Below are 16,390 nucleotides of genomic sequence, written 5' to 3'. Positions count from 1 at the left end.
GACGGCGGTTGTGGACGTGCCACTTCTTGAGCTCTCCGGCCTCACCTGGGAGACGCGTGGGACTCGCCGCGGGCTCCCGCCCGGCCCCCTGACCGTCGACTCAGGGAGCACCGCCGTGGTGGTGGCCGCCGACTGCGCCGAGGCGGACACGTTCACCGACATCCTGCTCGGCCTGGAGATGCCCGACGACGGCCTGATCCGGGTCGGCGGCGAGGAGGTCACCATGCGGCTGCCGGTCGATCGCAAGATCGGGCTCGTCCCGGCCGGAGCGGGGCTGCTGCCGCACCTGACCGTGGAGCAGAACCTCTCGTTCGCCGCCGTCTCGCTCACCCGTGGCTCGGTCGCGTACATGGCCAAGCAAGCGAAGATCGAGGGCTTCCTGCGGTCCAGGCCGCACGAGCTGGCCCACGACGAGCGGCTGGACATCGCGGTGGCCCGCGCTCGGCTGCTGCCGATACGGGTGGTGGTGGTCGAGGACCGCACGGGCTACGGGCCCTGCCACGCGGCCGTGAGCGCGGCGCTGCGCACCAATCCCGACCTGGCCGTGCTGGTCGTCGCCGATGACAGGACCAGGGTGGCCAGCCTTGCTTCCCCTTCGCGTTTCTGGGAGATCGCCGATGTCCCTGAGCCGTAGAGCGTTCCTTGCGGCGATCCCGGCGGCGGCGCTGACCGGCTGCGCCCGCGAGCGGCCCCTGCAGGTGGCGGTGGTGTGGAGCGGCGAGGAGCTGAGGCGCTTCCACGAGGTGGTCAACGAGTACGGATCCGTCAGCGTCTATTCGGCGGGCGACAACATCGGCGCCCTGCTGCGCGGGCCGGCGCAGGAGGTCCTCCCCGACGTGGCCGTGATCCCCCGGCTGGGCCTGCTCTTCGATCCGTTGATCCGGCGCCGTGTCAGGCCGCTGAGTGGCAGGTCCGGCCAGCCGGAGTTCTGGCGCGGGCTCGTGACGCCGTCCGGCAGCGGCGGGCAGCTCGGGGCCTGGTTCAAGATCGCGAACAAGTCGCTCATCTGGCACCGGACCGGGCAGGCCACCCAGCCCGCGAACCTGGCCGACTGGCGGCCCACCCGGCTGGCGATCGGGGCGGCCGACGGGTGGGTGCTCAGCGACTGGCTCGAGAACGTGCTGCTGGCCTACGCCCCCGCGGTGTACCGGAGGCTGTATCCCTCACTGGACAATCCTGACGAGTGGCGCGCGCCGGAGATCACGGAGGCGCTCGCGCTGCTCGGCGAGATCTGGCATCAGGCGTTCACCCCCGAGCAGGGCAGGCGCGCGCTCACCATGCAGTTCCACGACTCCATACTCGACGTGTTCGTCTACCGCACCGCCGACCTGGTGGCCGCGCCCGACTTCGCCCTGCCGGTCATCAAGCGTTACGCCGGCGAGGGCGTCGCGGCGTCCTTACGATTCCCTGCCTACGCGGGGAACCCGCGCCCGCTGGTCGTCGGCGGCGACGTGGCGGTGGCGATGAACGACGGCGCCGAGAAGGCGGTCAACTTCGTCAACTGGCTGACCGACCCGCGCACGCAACCCGGCGCGCTGACCCGCTGGGTGCAGGACGGCGGTTTCCTGACCCCGTTCCCTGACGAGCTGAAGTCCGGCGCGAACCTCCAGTACGACCTGTCCGACCGGCTCATCGGCGGGCTGGAGGGCGGCGACGGGCGCGGGCTGTGGCGGGTGCTCACCGAGTTGTTCACGGACGTCACCGTCAACGGGGTCGATCCGGCCACCGCAGCGGTCACGGCCCACGACAGACTCGTCGCCGGCAGCAGGGACGGTGCCCTGTGAACGCCTTCATGTTCGAGGTGGCGTCGCATCACGACGCCAGGATCCCGGTGGTCAGGCACGGGATAAGCCGCTGGCGGGCGACGCTCTACCTCCTGCTCGCGGTCCTGCTGTCGGCGGGCGTCATCCTGGTCCCGCTCTGCGCGACAGTGGTGCTCAGCCTCTCCCACGGGCTCGGCGCGTACGACGTGCTGTTCGACGGCAAGGTGCTCCAGGCGCTCGGCAACTCGTTCGTGTGGCTGGTGCTGGCCGTGGTCGTGTGCGCCGTGGGGCTCGGCCTGGCCTGGCTGGCCAGGAACGCGGGCCCGGTGCTCGGCGGCGTGCTGCGCTTCCTGCTGGTGCTGCCGGCCGCCGTCTCCCCGCTCACCACGGGCGCGATCTTCCGGCTGATGTTCGACACCAACCCGCGGCGTGGCCTGGTCAACGCGCTCTTCGGCACGGAGGTGGCCTTCCTCGGCCCCGTGTGGATCTGGCTGGTGTTCGGGCTGGCGCTGATCTGGCAGTGGGCGGGGGTCGCGTTCCTGGTCTTCCACGAGGCGCTGGCCCGGATGCCCACCAACCTGCTCCGGATGGCCAGGGCGTTCGGCGTGGGGCGGCGGCGCAGGCTCTGGTCCGTCGTGCTGCCCGCGCTCGCCGGGCCGGCCGCGCTGGCGTACCTCTTCGCGCTGGTCGCGGCGGCCCGGGTGTTCGACGTCGTGCTGATGGGCGCGCCCGGGTCGATGCAGGCCGAGATCGAGGGCGGCGGGCTGTTCTGGTGGCGGCACCACGGCGACCTGGGCGACACGCGGGCCTCCGCGCTCTCCGTGGGGCTGTCCGTCCTCGTGGCGGTGATGGCGGTGCCCGCGCTGTCCGGGCTGCGCGGGCGGGTGAGCTGGGCCGAGCCGGTGGCCGCCGCGCCTGCGCGGAAGGGCTGGCGGGTGTGGGTGCCGTGCGTGGCGGTGTCGGTGCTGTGGGTGCTGCCGTTCGCGGTGCTCGTGCTGACCTCGCTGCGCGACCCGGTCGCCGCGGCGCTGTCCGGGTGGTGGAGCGGCGGTCCGTGGACGCTGGGCTCGTACGCGGAGGCGCTGGCCGACGGTGGATTCGTCGGAGCGCTCGGCACCACGTTCCTGCGGGCCTTCGTGGTCGTTTGCCTGGTGCTGCTGGCCGCCGTGCCGGCCGCGTACGTGCTGGCGCACGAGCACCTGCTGCCGCGCCGCGCCTGGCGGCCGGTGCTGCTGGTCGCGGTGGCCCTGGCCGTGCTGCCGCCGCAGGCGTTCGCGGTGCCGCTGCAGCGGTGGCTCAGCCCGGTCGTCGGCACCGCTCCCGCGCTGGCCATCGTGCACGCGGCCCTGGTGATCCCGCTGGCGGTGCTCGTGCTGCACAACGCGTTCGTCCGCGTGCCCGCGCCCATGCTGGCACGCGACCGCTGGGAGCTGTTCCACGTCGTACGCGAGGCGCGCCCGGCCGTGGTGCTGGCCGGAGTCCTGGCGTTCGTCCTGGTGTGGAATGACACGGTCGTCGGGCTGCTGCTCAACTGGCCGGCGGGCGACCACCTGCAGCTGATCCTGCTGGAGCAGTCGCGCCACTTCATGAGCGCCGCGAGCGAGCTGGCCGCGGAGTCGCTGATCGCGACCGCGGTGCCCGTGCTGGTGGTCATCGCCACTGCGCGGTGGCTGTACCGGGGGCTGACGCGAGGGGTGCGCCGATGACGGATATCTCGCGAAAGGACCGCCTGCACTTCCGCCTGTCCCAGCTCTCCCGGCAGGCCGGGGCGCACCTGCCCGAGCTGGGACTGGGCGGCCTGGTGACGGTGGGCGGCACGGTCCTGCTGCTGCAGGAGAAGCTGATCGAGCGGGTGGCGGAGTGGCTCCCGCCCTGGCTGATCGTCATCCTGGTCCTTTCCCTGCCGGTCGCGGCGGGCTGGCTCACCCACCTCGTACGCCGCCGCAAGACCCCGCCCCCGCCGATCTCCCCACGCCAGTCGTTCCCCGGCGAGATCGACGGGCCCGTCGGCAGGGACGCCGAGATCCAGCAGGTCAAGGAGCGGGCGCAGGAGCACGGGATCGTCGTCGTGCAGGGCGCGATGGGGGTGGGCACGTCCGCGGTGGCGATCCTGGCCGCATGGGGGCTGACCGCCGACACCCGCAAGCAGCGCTACGCCGACCTCCGCGGGCCTGACAGGGAGGATCCGGAGACGCCGCTGAGCGTGGCCCAGCGCGTGCTGCGTACCCTCGGCCTGCCGCCCGGTGCCATCCAGGAGCCGCAGGACGCGACCGCGCAGGTGGTCAACGCGCTCACCGGCACGGACCGGGTGCTCCTGCTCGACAACGTCAGCACGTGGAGCCAGGTCGCCTGGCTGCCGCTCAGCGTGCCGGGCGCGCGCATCGTGGTGGCGGGGACGTTCACCGACGAGCTGCCTCAGCACATCCAGCCCATCCGGCTCGGCCCGCTCGCCCCGGAGGACGGGCGGCGGCTGCTGGCCCGCCACGTCGGCGACGAGCGCGTCAACCACGACCCCAAGGCGCTGGGGCTGCTGGTGGACGCCTGCCTCGGCAGCCCGCTGGAGATCGTCAGGATCGGCCGCTGGCTGGCCCGCAACCCGAAGGTCACCCTCCAGTCCCTGGTCGACGACCTGCGGAGCGTGCCCGTCGACAAGATGCTCGACTTCGTGCTCGAGCGGAGCGTCACACAGCTCAGGCCGATGGCCAAGCAGCTGTTCGTCCTGCTGGCGGGGCTGCCGATCGCCGAGGTGGACCACCTGGCGGCCGCCGCGCTGCTCGGCGTGCCCTCCGCCGAGGACACGATCCGGGAGCTGGCCGACCTGGGCCTCGTGGAGACCGTACGGATGACACGTGTCAGGGTGGCCGGCGCGTTCCGCGGCGGCGGCACGCCGCTGGAGGCCGCGGCCTGGCGGCGCCTCGTCGAGCACTTCGCCGACGAGGCCGACTCGTACGCCGCCCTGCTGCCCCGCGACGAGGCCCGCGCCTGGTTCGCGATCGAGGACAGGGTCCTGCTGCAGGTGCTGGCGCTCGGGAACCCCGTACCCAAGACCGCGCGGGCGCTGGCGCGGATCGCGGACGGGCTGGAGACGTGGTTCCGGCTCGAACAGCGGCACGAGGACCGGCTGCGGGCGGCGGAGGCGCTGGCCAAGGCGGCCAAGGCGCTGCGCGACGAGCACGTTCAGGCAACGGCCGAGCTGCGGCAGTGCGCGATCCTGCTCACCTGGGGAGACCCGCAAAAGGCGCGCCAGCACTTCAATCAGGCGGCCGCGCTGCGCGTCACGTGGCCTGCTGAGCTCCACCTGCAGCACGCGGCCATCCTGCTGGCCGGCGGCGACGAGTTCACCGCCGTCGAGTCGGCGCTCGTGCTCTACGGGCAGGCGCTGTCCGGTGGCGACCTCGCGGGTCACTCACTCCGGCTGACGAACGTGGCCGCGCTGCTCCTGCGCAAGGGGCAGACGCTCGAGCACGACAGGCACGGCCCCGAGGCGCACCGCCTGTACGCCGACGCCCGCGCCGTGCTGTTCGAGTCGCTGGACCTGGCGGGGCGGGCCTCGGACCCCAGCGCGGCGGCGCACGCGCAGGAGCTGCTCGCGCTCGCGCATCACTACCTGGGGCTGTCCTTCGACGCGAAGTCCCATCTGAAGGAGGCCGAGCGGCTCTACGCGGAGACCGCGGATGAGGTCGGGCGGGCCCGCTGCCTCGTGCAGCGGGCCGGGGCGCTGCTGGACGAGCCCGATCACCAGCCGGATGAGGTGGTGGCGCTGCTGGAGGAGGCGGAGCCGCGGCTGCCCCCGGCGGGGGTGAGCATGGCGCTGACCCACCTCCACCTGGCCCGGCTGCGGCCCGAACGGGCCGCGGAGCACCGGGCGGCAGGGCTGGCGGCGCTCGCCCCCTGGGACGGGATCGCGGAGCCGCGGCAGGTCAGCGAGCTGCGGGCGAGCTTATCGGCTCTCTGATCTCATACTTGGACGGTGGCCAGGGTGCGGCCGTCGGAGGTCTCGATCGTGAAGTGGTTCAGCTCGGACTGCGGGAGGCTGGTGCCGCCGTGCAGCACCAGGGGGTCGGGAGAGCCGGGCACGCCGTACCCCTTGGCGGGGACGCCCCAGCTCGCCACCGCCTCGGAGCGGCCGTCATTGCCCACCGCCATGAGCCGGCACTGCAGCGGGCCCTTGACGCCCTTGAGCTGCAGCGCGACGTGGGTGCCCCAGCCCTTGTCCTCCAGGCCGACGAGGGCGGACACGCCGGTGGTGGGGTCGGTGGCGGAGTACGTGCGGCCGGTCATGAGGAGCGCGGCGGCCGGGCTGTGGATGCTGTCGGGGTTCGGGCCGCTGGTCATCGAGTTGACCGCCAGGAACACACCGGCCGCGACGACGAGGCAGGCGGCGGCGGACATGAACGTGCGGTGCAGCCGCCGGCGACGGCGCTCGGTGGCGGCACGGCGTACCAGGAGCGATTCGACCTGGGGGTCCTGCGGCTGGGGCAGGAGATCGTCCGGGTGCACGCCCTTGATCAGCTCCCCCATCGCCGCGAACGCCCCGGCCTCCTCCGCGCAGCTGGCACAGCCGTGCAGGTGGCGTTCGAACTCGGCGCGTTCTTCCTCGCCGAGCAGGCCGAGCGCGTACGCGGCCACGTCCTCGTGACGCACCTCGGTCATGAGCGCGTCACCCCCTTTCCCCGTGACTTTCGTCGTGACGCGGCTCAATGGTCATGGCGGCGTCACCCCCCTTTCCTCCAGCGCCACACGTAACGCGCGCATGGCGTAGTACACGCGGGACTTCACGGTGCCCACGGGCACGCCGATGATCTCCGCGGCCTCCTGGACCGTGCGATCCAGCAGGAACGTCTCCGTGAGCACCTGGCGGTGGGCCGGCGAGAGCGAGAGCATCGCGTCCGTCACGACGATCTCGCGGAGCAGCCGCTCGTCCTCCGCCGCCACGGCGTTGGCGCGTTCCGGAACGTCCTCGACGGTGTCGAGCGGGCGCGAGCCGGAGCGCCGCCGGTTGTCGATCACCACCCGGCGGGCCACGGTCGCCAGCCAGGGCATGAGCGAGCCGGACTCGGTACGCAGGTCGTGGATGTTGCGCCAGGCGCGTACCAGGGTCTCTTGCACGACGTCCTCGGCCCAGCGCCGATCGCCCCCCGTCAGGCGGACGGCGAAGGCCATCAGGGGAGCGCCATATTCGCGGTAGAGGGCTCGGACCATGGCCTCGTCGGTCACGCGGTGGTTCACCCCGTGGCTCCTCGCGCTGCGGATATCCCGAAATATCCCGCCGATATTGGAATTCTCACTTTAGCCACCAGAAGGAGCAGAGGGCTGGCACTTTGCGCTTCTTGCTGTACGTGAGCCGGGTGCGTGACCTAGGACCATCGGCGTAGAGCGTCTAGGGCCGGCAGCCGATCCGGAACGGCCCCGCGCCTGCCGATACTCCTCGTCATGTCGATCGTCTCCACGGAGCGCCAGTCGGGCGTGCGGCCGTTTCTCGTCGGGATGTTCGTGGACGCCCTGGGCAATGGCCTGTACGTCCCGCTCACCCTGCTGTTCATCCACACGGTCACCGGCCTGCCCATGACCGTGGTCGGGCTGGGGGTGACGGCGGCGGCCGCGGCGGGACTGGCCGCCAATCCGGTGGCCGGCGTGCTCATCGACCGGTTCGACGCACGGCGTGTGCTGATGGGCACGTACGTGCTGCGCGGAGTGGGCTTCGCCGCGTACCCGTTCGTGGACGGCTTCGCCGGGCTGATCGTCGTCGCCGCGCTGGTCGCGATCGGGGATCGGGCCTACTATCCCGCCTCCGGCGGCTACATCTCGGTCCTGGCCACGGGCGCGGACCGGGACCGGCTGTACGCGCTGATGTCGACCGCCAGGAACGTCGCGTTCGGCCTGGGCGGGCTGCTGTCGGCGGGGGTGGTGTCGCTGGGCGGCACGACCGGCTTCGTGATCATCGCGTCGGTCAACGCGGCCAGCTTCGTCGTGGCCACCGGGTGTCTGGTTCTGTCGGGGCGGCGCGCACCGGTGGATCCGGCGCCCCGGGAGCGGGGTGGGTATCGGCGGGTGCTGGCGGACCGGCCCTTCGTCGGGCTGGTGGCGGCCGAGCAGGCGTTCACGTTGACGTGCATGGTCCTCCCCGTCGCGCTGCCGGTGTACGCCGTCACGGTGCTCGGCGCCCCCGCCTGGCTGCTGGGCCTGCTGTACACGCTCAACACGATCCTGGTGGCGGTGGGGCAGCTCGCGGTCCGGCGGCGGCAGCGCGCCGCACGCCGTACGCACGCCATGGCCCTCGGCGGGGCGGTCCTGATCGTGTCGTGCGGCGCGTACGCCGCGGCGGCCGCGTTTCCCCCCGGACCGCCACGCGTCATCGCCCTGGTCGCGGCCACACTCGTCTTCACCGCGGGCGAGCTGATGCACGCCACCCCGTCGTGGGCCCTGGCCGCGGCGACGGCACCACCCGCCCTCCGCGGTCGCTACCTGGCGATCCACCAGCAGACCTGGGCGATCGGGGCCGTCGTCGCCCCGGCCGCGTTCTCGGCCCTGCTGGCTGCCGCGCCCTCGCTGCTGTGGGCCACGCTCACCGTCCTGCTCGCGCCGGCGAGCGTCGCCCTCCTGCGCCTGTCACGTCGCCTGCCACCCGACGCGGTCGCAGCACCGGGCGCATGACCCGTCACCGCGCTTCGGGCACTTCCGCGCGAGCTGTCTCGTTGCACAGCTTGTCGAGACAAGATCACACGGGGGCAGAGGATGTCGGAGACGATGCAGATCTGGTGGGACGCGGAAGGCGTGGCGCGGGGCGTCAAGGTCAGCGGCGACTTCTCTCCCACCTTTCATTACACGATCCACTACGACCGGCGCGGCGCCCAAGTGCACATCAACGGCAGGAAGCTGATCGGGACTGCCGGATACGTCGCCGAGTTGGGCTGCTACCGGTTCACCGCCGTGGGCTTCAGGCCCGACCACGACCTGAGTGAATGGCGCTGGCCGACACTGGCGGACGCGGCGGCCGGAACCGCCCATGCACACGCGAGACATATGAACGAGGAATCGGCAGCGGTGACAGCCGCCGTCCTCGGGGCCATCGCCGCGGCCGCGGTCGTGTGAGGTAGAACGACCGTCGTCACGTCGACCCGTCTTCCCACCGCGCTAGATCCAGCCGCGCTCCCGGGCCGCCAGCCCCGCCTGGAAGCGGGTGATGGCGTTCAGGTCGCGCATGACGGCGTGGATGCGGCGCTGCACCGTGCGCAGCCCGAGCCCCAGTGCCCGCGCGATGGCCTCGTCCGTCAGGCCGCCCGCGAGCAGGGCGAGCAGATCTCTGGTCAGCTCGCCGGGCTCGTCGGAGGACGCGGTGGCCCGGGCCGCCGCACGTAAGGGCAGCCCCCGCTGCCACTCCAGTTCGAACAGCGCGATCAGCGCGTCGAGCAGGGCGGACTGGTGCAGGATGAACGCCGCGTCGATGGAGTAGGACCCGTTGCGGATGGGGATCAGCGCGAGCGCGTCGTCGGCGATCCACATCTTGGCCGCCGCCCCGGCCACCACGCGGGCCTTTTCCCCGTGTGCCATGGAGTCCTGGACGAGGCGCAGCTTGCCGGGGAGCGCCAGGGATTCCCGGTCGTACACGCTGCGGTAGTCGATGCCCGCCTTGAGCATCCGCCGCTCGCGCTCGACGTTGTCGGCGTGGCCGCGCATGACGTACGGGGGCTTGTCGATGTTACGGAACATGGTCTGGGCGCTGTCCTGCAGCGCGTACGCCCTGCTGATGATGTTGTCGGTCCCGGTGATGACCTCCACCTGCTCGGCCGGATGCGTCGCGTAGCGGGAGGCCAGATGGAACGACATGGTGAGCTCGTGGATGGCCGTGCGCACCTGCTGGAGCTCCTCCTCCTGGCGGGTGAGCAGCGGCCTGATGGCGATGTCGGGGGCGACGGCGACGTAGCGGGCGCGGCGGCCCGGCAGCCTGCTGGCGAGGCCGCGCCGCGCGAAGGCCGCCAGCGTGCGGGCCGCGAGGAGCGTGGAGACGCCGCAGTGCGTGGCGAGCTCGTCGGCGGATGATCGTGGGTTCTCGACGAGCGTCGCGTACAGGCGGCTCTCGGCCGGTGAGAGGCCGATCGCTTCGAGCATCGACGACACCCCTTCTCCCGGGGGACAGGGGCGGCGGATTACCGCCACCTGGCGGGTTTTGGCCCATTCGGCGGACTTGTGCCCTGACTGATTCCCAGATTAGGTCAGCAAAGAAACGATCTCCATCGCGCGCGGGCGCCGATGGCCGGTGTTTCTCACATCTGGAGAAAGTTGTGCGCATGCTGTCCACCCCCCAGCGCCGCAGACTCGTGGCCTTACTCGCAGCCGTACTCGCCGTCCCGCTGATCGCGGTCCCGGCAACGGCCACCGCGACGACCACAGCCATCAAAGCGGATGCGCCGGTAGCCGGCACGCCTCCGGTCAAGGTCACGCTGATCACCGGGGACACCGTCATCTACGCCAAGGACGGTGCGGGTCGCGCGTCGGCCACGCTGGAGCCCGGCGATGGCCGGGAGGTGCGGACGTTCCAAGCCCAGCAGGACGACCACGGCTACTACGTGATCCCCGCTGACGCCGGGCCCTACGTCAGCAAGGGACTGCTGGACAAGGAGCTGTTCAACGTCGACTACCTGGCGGCCAACGGGTACGGCGACGCCAAGGCCGCGCAGATCCCGCTCATCGTTCAGTACCAGCCGCAGACCAAGGCCGGCGATCTGGCGGGCAAGGCGAGATCGCTGAAGGGCGGCGCGCAGCCGATGGTGCTGGAGAGCATCGACGGCGCCGCGATCAAGGTGGACAAGAAGCAGGCCACCACGTTCTGGCAGTCCCTTGGAGCAGGACAGGCCCTTGGAGAGGGACAGAACAGCGTCAAGGCCCTGACGGGCGGCCTGCGCAAGGTGTGGCTCGACGGCAAGGTCAAGGCGCTCGATGATGTCAGCAACCCGCAGATAGGCGCCCCCACGGCCTGGACGGCCGGCTATGACGGCACGGGCGCGAAGGTGGGCATCATCGACTCCGGCATCGACACCGGGCATCCCGACCTGCAGGGCCGGATCGCCTCGGCCCGCAACTTCGTCCCCGCGGGCGCCCCGGGCGGCGGCAACCCTGAGGAGGTCACCGACCGGGTCGGCCACGGCACCCACGTGGCGTCCATCATCGCGGGCAGCGGCGCCGCCTCGAACGGCAAGTACAAGGGCGTCGCCCCCGGCACCCAGCTGAGCATCGCCAAGGCGCTGGACGACACGGGCAGCGGCAACAATTCCGAGATCATCGCGGCGATGCAGTGGCAGGCGGCCACCGAGCATGTCCGGGTGGTCAACATGAGCCTGGGCAGCAGGAACCCGACCGATGGCACCGACCCGCTGAGCCAGGCGGCCAACGAGCTGACCGCCCAGTACGGCACACTGTTCGTGGTCGCGGCGGGCAACTCTGGCCCCGGCCGGTACACCATCGCCTCTCCCGGCGCGGCGACCTCGGCGCTCACCGTCGGCGCGGTGGACTCGGCCGACAAGATCGCTTCGTTCTCCAGCCGCGGCCCGCGCCTGAGCGACGACTTCGCGATCAAGCCGGAGATCACCGCGCCCGGCGTGAACATCATCGCGGCGCGCGCGGCGGGCACCTCGCTGGGCGAGGGCAGCAGCGTCCCGGGCGGCGGCCCGATCGACGACTACTACACCGCGGCGTCCGGCACCTCGATGGCCGCCCCGCACGTGGCGGCCTCGGCGGGAATCCTCGCCGCGCAGCACCCCGACTGGACGCCCGAGCAGCTCAAGACCGCTCTGACGGGCACCGCGAAGCCGGGCGACGCCACGGTCTACGACCAGGGCTCGGGGCGCCTGGACATCGGGCAGGCCGTCACGCAACAGGTCTTCGACGACCTGGCGACGGTCTACGCCGGGTTCACCGACCCGTACACCGGCCAGACGCTGACCAGGAAGGTGACCTTCCGCAACACCGGCAAGGAGCCCGTCACGCTGGGCCTGTCCATGACGCTGAAGCGCGGCGACGCCCAGCCGCCCTCCGGGATGGCCACGCTCAGCCCCTCGTCGCTGACCGTCCCCGCGGGCGGGGCCGCGAGCGCGGACCTCACCATCGAGCCCACGCTCGGCGACCCCGGCTGGTACGAGGGACGCCTGACGGCCACCGCGGGCACGACCCGGTTGACCGCGCCGATCGCACTCCACAAGGGCGCCGAGATGGACACCGTGCGCGTCAGGTTCGTCGGCAGGCCGGAATGGACGCTGAACCCGGGCGTCCTGTCCGCCCTGCGGGTCAGCGACACCGACCCGCTTCTCCAAGGCGAGCCGATGACCACGGCCACCGAGGACTGGCGGACCACCGACACGCCCGGCACGCTGGAGACCGAGCTCAAGCTCGCTCACGGCGGCGTCTACTCCATCGGCGACATGCCCTGGTGGTACACCAAGCCGGACCGGCAGCTCCAGTACGCCGCGCTGCTCGCCCCCGAGATCAAGCTCGACGGCGACACCACGGTGACCCTGGACGCGACCGAGGTCGAGCCGATCCAGGTGAACACGCCGCGCACGTCGGAGCCGGTGTTCATGAACGTGATGGTCGTCCGCACGACCGCCTCGGGCCAGATGTACGCAGGCGCGTCCCTGCTGAGCTACGAGCCGGTCAACAGAGGCAAGTACTGGGTCACACCGATGCGGAAGGCGCCCACGGTGGGCACCTCCACGGTGCTGTTCGACCAGATCCGCCGCGCCCCCGAGGTCGAGCTGACCGTGCCGGGGCTTCAGCTCAACCCCCACTACGTCAGCGAGCACGACGCGCTGGCGCCGAAGTTCACCGCCGACCAGCGCCTGAGCCTGACCACGGGCGACGACATGCGCGGCGGCGCGGACGCGCGCGGCAAGCTCGTCTACCTCCCGGCCAGGGACTCGCTCCAGCTCCTCCTGGCCGACCTGAACCTGGCCATCAAGGCGGGGGCCGCGGGTGTGGTCACCAGTGACCGGTTCGCCTGGTTGCTCACCGCCTCGGCGTACACGGCCCAGAACAAGATCCCGGTGCTGTGGATCGACAGTGGCGAGGGCGACCGGCTCGGCAAGGCTCTGGCCCGCAAGCCGTACCCGAGCGCCGCCCTGCGCGCCACGCCCACCACCCCGTTCGAGTACAAACTGGCCTACTACGTGAAGGGGGCCACAGCGGGCCGCCTGAACTTCGCCCCCAAGGGCCGCGACCTCACCGAGATCGACACCGCCTACCACGCGCAGTTCTCCCCGCAGGCGGGCGCGTGGGGGCCGAACGCGAACTTCACCGAGGTCAACCACACCTACTCCCCCGAGCAGCGCCTCAGCGTCCGCGGCTCCCACGGCTTCACCGGGCCCACGGCCAGGACCGAGTACTACAACGCGCCCGGCCGGGACGTGCTGTGGGAGCGTGACTACGCCTTCATCGACCCGTCCACGGGTGGCGCCCGCTTCGCCTCCTCCGCCCGGGGCTTCACCCGCGCCGCCAAGGAGCGGGAGGACTGGAACGAGGCCATCGTTCCCGCGCAGTTCACGACCGGCCCCGACCTGCCGGGCTGGGTCAGCCCGGCCATCTACTGCGACGGCTGCCGCCAAGGCGACCGGCTGCGGCTGCGCGCGCTCAGCCCGCTCGGCTTCGGCTACTACTCCGACGCCTCCGACCCGAGCCACATGTACCAGGGCACGCCGGGGACCGAGGAGATCCGCCTGTTCAGCGGCGCCGCCGAGGTCGAGCCGCAGCACGACGACCTGGGCCTGCCCTACTACACCGTCCCCGCCGGGTCCGGCGCGTACCGGCTCACGGACTCGTGGAAGGACGCGTTCGCCGGCAAGCACTCCGGCACCAGCGTCGAAACCACCTGGACATTCCACTCCGCCCGCCCGACAGGCGACAGCGCCCCGTACGCCTGCCTGGACGCCGCGCTGTGGGATGACAAGCAGCCCTGCGAACAGGTGCCGCTGATCCGCCTCAAGTACGGGCTCAGGCTGCCGGAGAACGACACAGTCCAGGGCGGCAGGCCGTTCACCTTCACCGTCAAGCCCGAGGGCGGCAGGTCGCCGTCGCTGCGGGGAGTCTGGATCTCCGACGACAACGGCGCGCACTGGGCCCGTGCCACGGTGCTGCCCGGCGACAAGGTGCTCGTGCTCAACCCCAAGGGCCCGGGCAGAGTCTCGATCAAGGTCGAGGCGAAGGACAAGGACGGCAACTCCGTCCAGCAGATCCTCTCCGAGGCCTACCTCGTGAAGTAGCCGCCGTGGCGGGGGCAGGACGCCGCCCCCCCCACGGCCGGGTTGACCTTGACGCGACGTCAACGTTTCTAATCGGGGTCATCGCGCCGAGAGAGAGGAACCCGATGACCCCGATGGTCAGAGCCGTACTGCGGATCGTGGGATTCGAGTTGAAAGGCCTGGCTGCCATCGGGCAGTGGATGGTGCGGCACCGTCATGGCGTGCCGGACGGGGCCGTCGTCGCGACCTACACGAAGGCGCAGACGTTCATGCTGTCGCTGATGTTGTTCGCGATGGCGGTCGAGACCGTGGTGATCGATCTGCTGCTGGTCGCGCTCGGCGTGCCGGCGTGGGTGCGCTTCGGGGTGCTCTACGCCGACGTGTACGGGCTGCTGTTCGGGGTCATGCTGGCCGCCGCCTGCGTCACCAGGCCCCACGTCATCACCTCGAGCGAGTTGCGCATCCGGTACGGCGTGTACTTGGACCTGCGCGTACCCGTCGATCGGATCGCCGCCGTACGGACGAGCCGCAACTACAACGAGAGCAGCATGGTCTCGTTCAAGGACGGACGGCTCGGCGTGGCGGTCTCCTCGCAGACGAACATGACGATCGAGCTGACCGGGCCGATCTCCTTCGTGCGCCCGTTCGGCGGCCGTGCCGAGGCCACCTCGATCCGTTTCTTCGCCGACCAGCCCGAGGCTGTCCTGGCGGCGCTGCGGCCCGTCCTGAGCCTCCATTCGTAGGCCCAGGCGATCCCGTTTTGGCGGGTATGAGCACCATCTAGCGGTCCGCCACGCCGCACCCAGTGGGGCGCGGCATGCCCTGCGGAAAGCCATACCCCGGCCGGGGAGCCGTCCGTTCCGGCGGGAGCCGGAGCGGCGGGTGTCAGCCGGCGGACTTCGCGGTCAGAGTCGCCGCCGTGGGAGCCGTTCTCGATGGGATGGATCGGAGGTTGAAGGCGTACCGGGCGATCGAGTCCGCGATCGCGTCGGCGTCCACGTCCAGCGCCGTGTCGTTGATGTTGGCGATCGTGTCGCACGCCGCGTGGTAGCAGACGTCGTACGCGACCCCCGCCGTGCCGCCGAACAGCGCCGCCTCCTCGGCCGTCTTGATCCCCTCGGCGCCCGTGAAGATCCCACCCGACGGGATCCCCACCGCGATGAAGGGGCCGTAATCGGAGCGCCCGTCGAAGTCGGTGCCGACGGTGGGCAGCCGGCGCGAGCCGTAGAAGGCCTCGAGCTGCTTCTCGATCTCGGCGGATCCGGGCGGCCCTGCCGGGGAACCGACGTTGTCGGAGTTGTCCCCGTCATACAGCTTGTACGCGTAGTTCGGCGAGGCCACCATGTCGAAGTTCAGATACACCCTGATCCGGTCGCGCTCCGCCTCCGACAGGGACTCGACGTACTGGTCGGACCCGAGCAGGCCGATCTCCTCGGCGGCCCAGAAGGCGAAGCGGACCTTGTTCTTGACCGGGAGGTGCGCCATCTCCTCGGCGACCTCCAGGATCGACGCGCTGCCCGACCCGTCGTCGTTGATGCCGGGGCCGGCGGTGACGCTGTCGAGGTGGGCACCGGTCATCACGACGTTGCGCGGGTCGCCGAAGCGGGACTCCGCGATCACGTTGTCGTTCGTGCCGAGCACGAGCTTGGAGTCGACCTTGAGGCGGACGGTCGCCCCGGCCATGGCCGCCAGCTCGTCGCCGACGGCGAAGTCGGCGAACACCATCGGGAGCCCGGCCCGCCACTCGCCGATGTCCAGCGGAAACGCCTCCTTCCGCCCCGCCTGGCCCTCGTTGAACACGATGATCCCGGACGCTCCCGCGCGCCCCGCGTTGCGGATCTTCTCGGCGAAGGCGCAGGTGCCGCGCTGGATGAGCGCGATCCGGCCGGGAACGAAGCCCGCGAAGTCGGACTCCTCACAGCCGCTGGTCGAGGTGGGCGCCGGGGTCGGCGGCAGCGTCAGATCCACGCCCTGGACCTGCGCGGTCACGTCACCGGCCGGGGAGGGCTGGAAGGAGTAGAAGTCCTCGTTCGGCACGTACGCCTTCGAGCCGGGCGCGGTCAGGGCGAGCGTGGGCGGGGAGTTCTCGGTCCAGCTCTCGACGTAGTCGATCGGCTGGAGCGTGACCTTGTATCCGGCCCTACGCAGCTTGCCCGCCACGTAGTCGCGGGAGGCGTTGTAGCCGGAGGTGCCTGCGGCGCGGGTGCCGCCATTGGCGGTGGCGATCACCTGCAGGGCCTCGAGGTGCTTCTTGACGTTCGCGCCCTTGACCTGCTTGACGAGCAGCTTGGCGAAGACGTCGTCCAGGCCGACGGCGTTGGCCGGCGCGGCCATGGCGAGTGGCAAGGCGAGCGCGGTGATCAGTGCGATGGCGATTCGGCGCATGAAGATCCCCCTGCT

Annotated in this window: 12 protein-coding genes; 8 read left to right on the top strand and 4 right to left on the bottom strand. The window is 71.3% G+C overall.

What is annotated here, in order from left to right; translation table 11 throughout:
* The first annotated feature begins 16 nt into the window (after nt 1–16).
* Genes ACQPWU_RS04360 through ACQPWU_RS04345 form a run of 4 tightly spaced genes read left to right on the top strand, consistent with a single transcriptional unit; the run spans nt 17 to nt 5,718 of the window.
* Nucleotides 17–634, top strand: coding sequence for an ATP-binding cassette domain-containing protein (locus ACQPWU_RS04360; protein ID WP_433437050.1), 618 nt, complete (start codon nt 17–19; stop codon nt 632–634).
* Nucleotides 618–1,784: a hypothetical protein gene (locus tag ACQPWU_RS04355; protein WP_433437049.1), complete on the top strand. Its 1,167-nt coding sequence runs from the start codon at nt 618–620 to the stop codon at nt 1,782–1,784. Before ACQPWU_RS04360 ends, ACQPWU_RS04355 begins: the two co-directional genes overlap by 17 nt.
* A complete protein-coding gene (locus tag ACQPWU_RS04350; RefSeq protein ID WP_433437047.1) occupies nt 1,781–3,469 on the top strand; it encodes an ABC transporter permease subunit in 1,689 nt (562 codons plus the stop codon). The genes ACQPWU_RS04355 and ACQPWU_RS04350 overlap by 4 nt, the downstream gene beginning before the upstream one ends.
* Nucleotides 3,466–5,718 carry a hypothetical protein gene (locus ACQPWU_RS04345; RefSeq protein ID WP_433437045.1) on the top strand — a complete coding sequence of 751 codons (2,253 nt, stop codon included), beginning with the start codon at nt 3,466–3,468 and terminating at the stop codon, nt 5,716–5,718. The genes ACQPWU_RS04350 and ACQPWU_RS04345 overlap by 4 nt, the downstream gene beginning before the upstream one ends.
* A 2-nt stretch (nt 5,719–5,720) precedes the next feature.
* Here ACQPWU_RS04345 and ACQPWU_RS04340 read toward each other — a convergent pair whose 3' ends face one another.
* Together ACQPWU_RS04340 and ACQPWU_RS04335 are read right to left on the bottom strand one after the other, a co-directional pair.
* Nucleotides 5,721–6,416, bottom strand: a complete 696-nt coding sequence (locus ACQPWU_RS04340; protein ID WP_433437044.1) for an anti-sigma factor family protein — start codon at nt 6,414–6,416, stop codon at nt 5,721–5,723.
* Nucleotides 6,417–6,467: 51 nt separating this feature from the next.
* Complete coding sequence (locus ACQPWU_RS04335) at nt 6,468–6,992, bottom strand: sigma-70 family RNA polymerase sigma factor (RefSeq protein ID WP_433437042.1); 525 nt, start codon at nt 6,990–6,992, stop codon at nt 6,468–6,470.
* A gap of 204 nt (nt 6,993–7,196) precedes the next feature.
* Between ACQPWU_RS04335 and ACQPWU_RS04330 the strand changes: the two genes are divergently transcribed.
* The gene (locus ACQPWU_RS04330) at nt 7,197–8,417 is read left to right on the top strand and encodes an MFS transporter (RefSeq protein ID WP_433437040.1); all 1,221 of its coding nucleotides are present in this window, start codon (nt 7,197–7,199) and stop codon (nt 8,415–8,417) included.
* An 81-nt stretch (nt 8,418–8,498) separates the two neighbouring features.
* Nucleotides 8,499–8,855 carry a hypothetical protein gene (locus ACQPWU_RS04325; RefSeq protein ID WP_433437039.1) on the top strand — a complete coding sequence of 119 codons (357 nt, stop codon included), beginning with the start codon at nt 8,499–8,501 and terminating at the stop codon, nt 8,853–8,855.
* 42 nt (nt 8,856–8,897) lie between these two features.
* Here ACQPWU_RS04325 and ACQPWU_RS04320 read toward each other — a convergent pair whose 3' ends face one another.
* Complete coding sequence (locus ACQPWU_RS04320; RefSeq protein ID WP_433437038.1) at nt 8,898–9,872, bottom strand: helix-turn-helix domain-containing protein; 975 nt, start codon at nt 9,870–9,872, stop codon at nt 8,898–8,900.
* A gap of 179 nt (nt 9,873–10,051) precedes the next feature.
* Between ACQPWU_RS04320 and ACQPWU_RS04315 the strand changes: the two genes are divergently transcribed.
* Both ACQPWU_RS04315 and ACQPWU_RS04310 read left to right on the top strand, forming a co-directional pair.
* Entirely contained in the window at nt 10,052–14,011 is a 3,960-nt protein-coding gene (locus ACQPWU_RS04315; protein ID WP_433437037.1) for a S8 family peptidase, read from the top strand.
* 104 nt (nt 14,012–14,115) lie between these two features.
* A complete protein-coding gene (locus ACQPWU_RS04310; RefSeq protein WP_433437035.1) occupies nt 14,116–14,733 on the top strand; it encodes a hypothetical protein in 618 nt (205 codons plus the stop codon).
* A gap of 142 nt (nt 14,734–14,875) precedes the next feature.
* On the opposite strand, the gene ACQPWU_RS04305 is transcribed toward ACQPWU_RS04310, so the two are convergent.
* Nucleotides 14,876–16,375 (bottom strand): M20/M25/M40 family metallo-hydrolase, encoded by a 1,500-nt coding sequence (locus ACQPWU_RS04305; RefSeq protein ID WP_433437033.1) that lies wholly within the window; start codon nt 16,373–16,375, stop codon nt 14,876–14,878.
* Nucleotides 16,376–16,390: the final 15 nt, after the last annotated feature.

This window comes from Nonomuraea sp. CA-141351, from assembly GCF_050944675.1.
Taxonomy (GTDB): Bacteria; Actinomycetota; Actinomycetes; order Streptosporangiales; family Streptosporangiaceae; genus Nonomuraea.
This window is presented reverse-complemented; position numbering and strand designations above follow the sequence as displayed.

Coding starts and splice junctions, on each gene's coding strand:
- ACQPWU_RS04355 (WP_433437049.1), top strand. CDS start 618: ATGTCCCTGAGCCGTAGAGCGTTCCTTGCGGCGATCCCGGCGGCGGCG.
- ACQPWU_RS04345 (WP_433437045.1), top strand. CDS start 3,466: ATGACGGATATCTCGCGAAAGGACCGCCTGCACTTCCGCCTGTCCCAG.
- ACQPWU_RS04340 (WP_433437044.1), bottom strand. CDS start 6,416: ATGACCGAGGTGCGTCACGAGGACGTGGCCGCGTACGCGCTCGGCCTG.
- ACQPWU_RS04330 (WP_433437040.1), top strand. CDS start 7,197: ATGTCGATCGTCTCCACGGAGCGCCAGTCGGGCGTGCGGCCGTTTCTC.
- ACQPWU_RS04325 (WP_433437039.1), top strand. CDS start 8,499: ATGTCGGAGACGATGCAGATCTGGTGGGACGCGGAAGGCGTGGCGCGG.
- ACQPWU_RS04320 (WP_433437038.1), bottom strand. CDS start 9,872: ATGCTCGAAGCGATCGGCCTCTCACCGGCCGAGAGCCGCCTGTACGCG.
- ACQPWU_RS04315 (WP_433437037.1), top strand. CDS start 10,052: ATGCTGTCCACCCCCCAGCGCCGCAGACTCGTGGCCTTACTCGCAGCC.
- ACQPWU_RS04310 (WP_433437035.1), top strand. CDS start 14,116: ATGACCCCGATGGTCAGAGCCGTACTGCGGATCGTGGGATTCGAGTTG.
- ACQPWU_RS04305 (WP_433437033.1), bottom strand. CDS start 16,375: ATGCGCCGAATCGCCATCGCACTGATCACCGCGCTCGCCTTGCCACTC.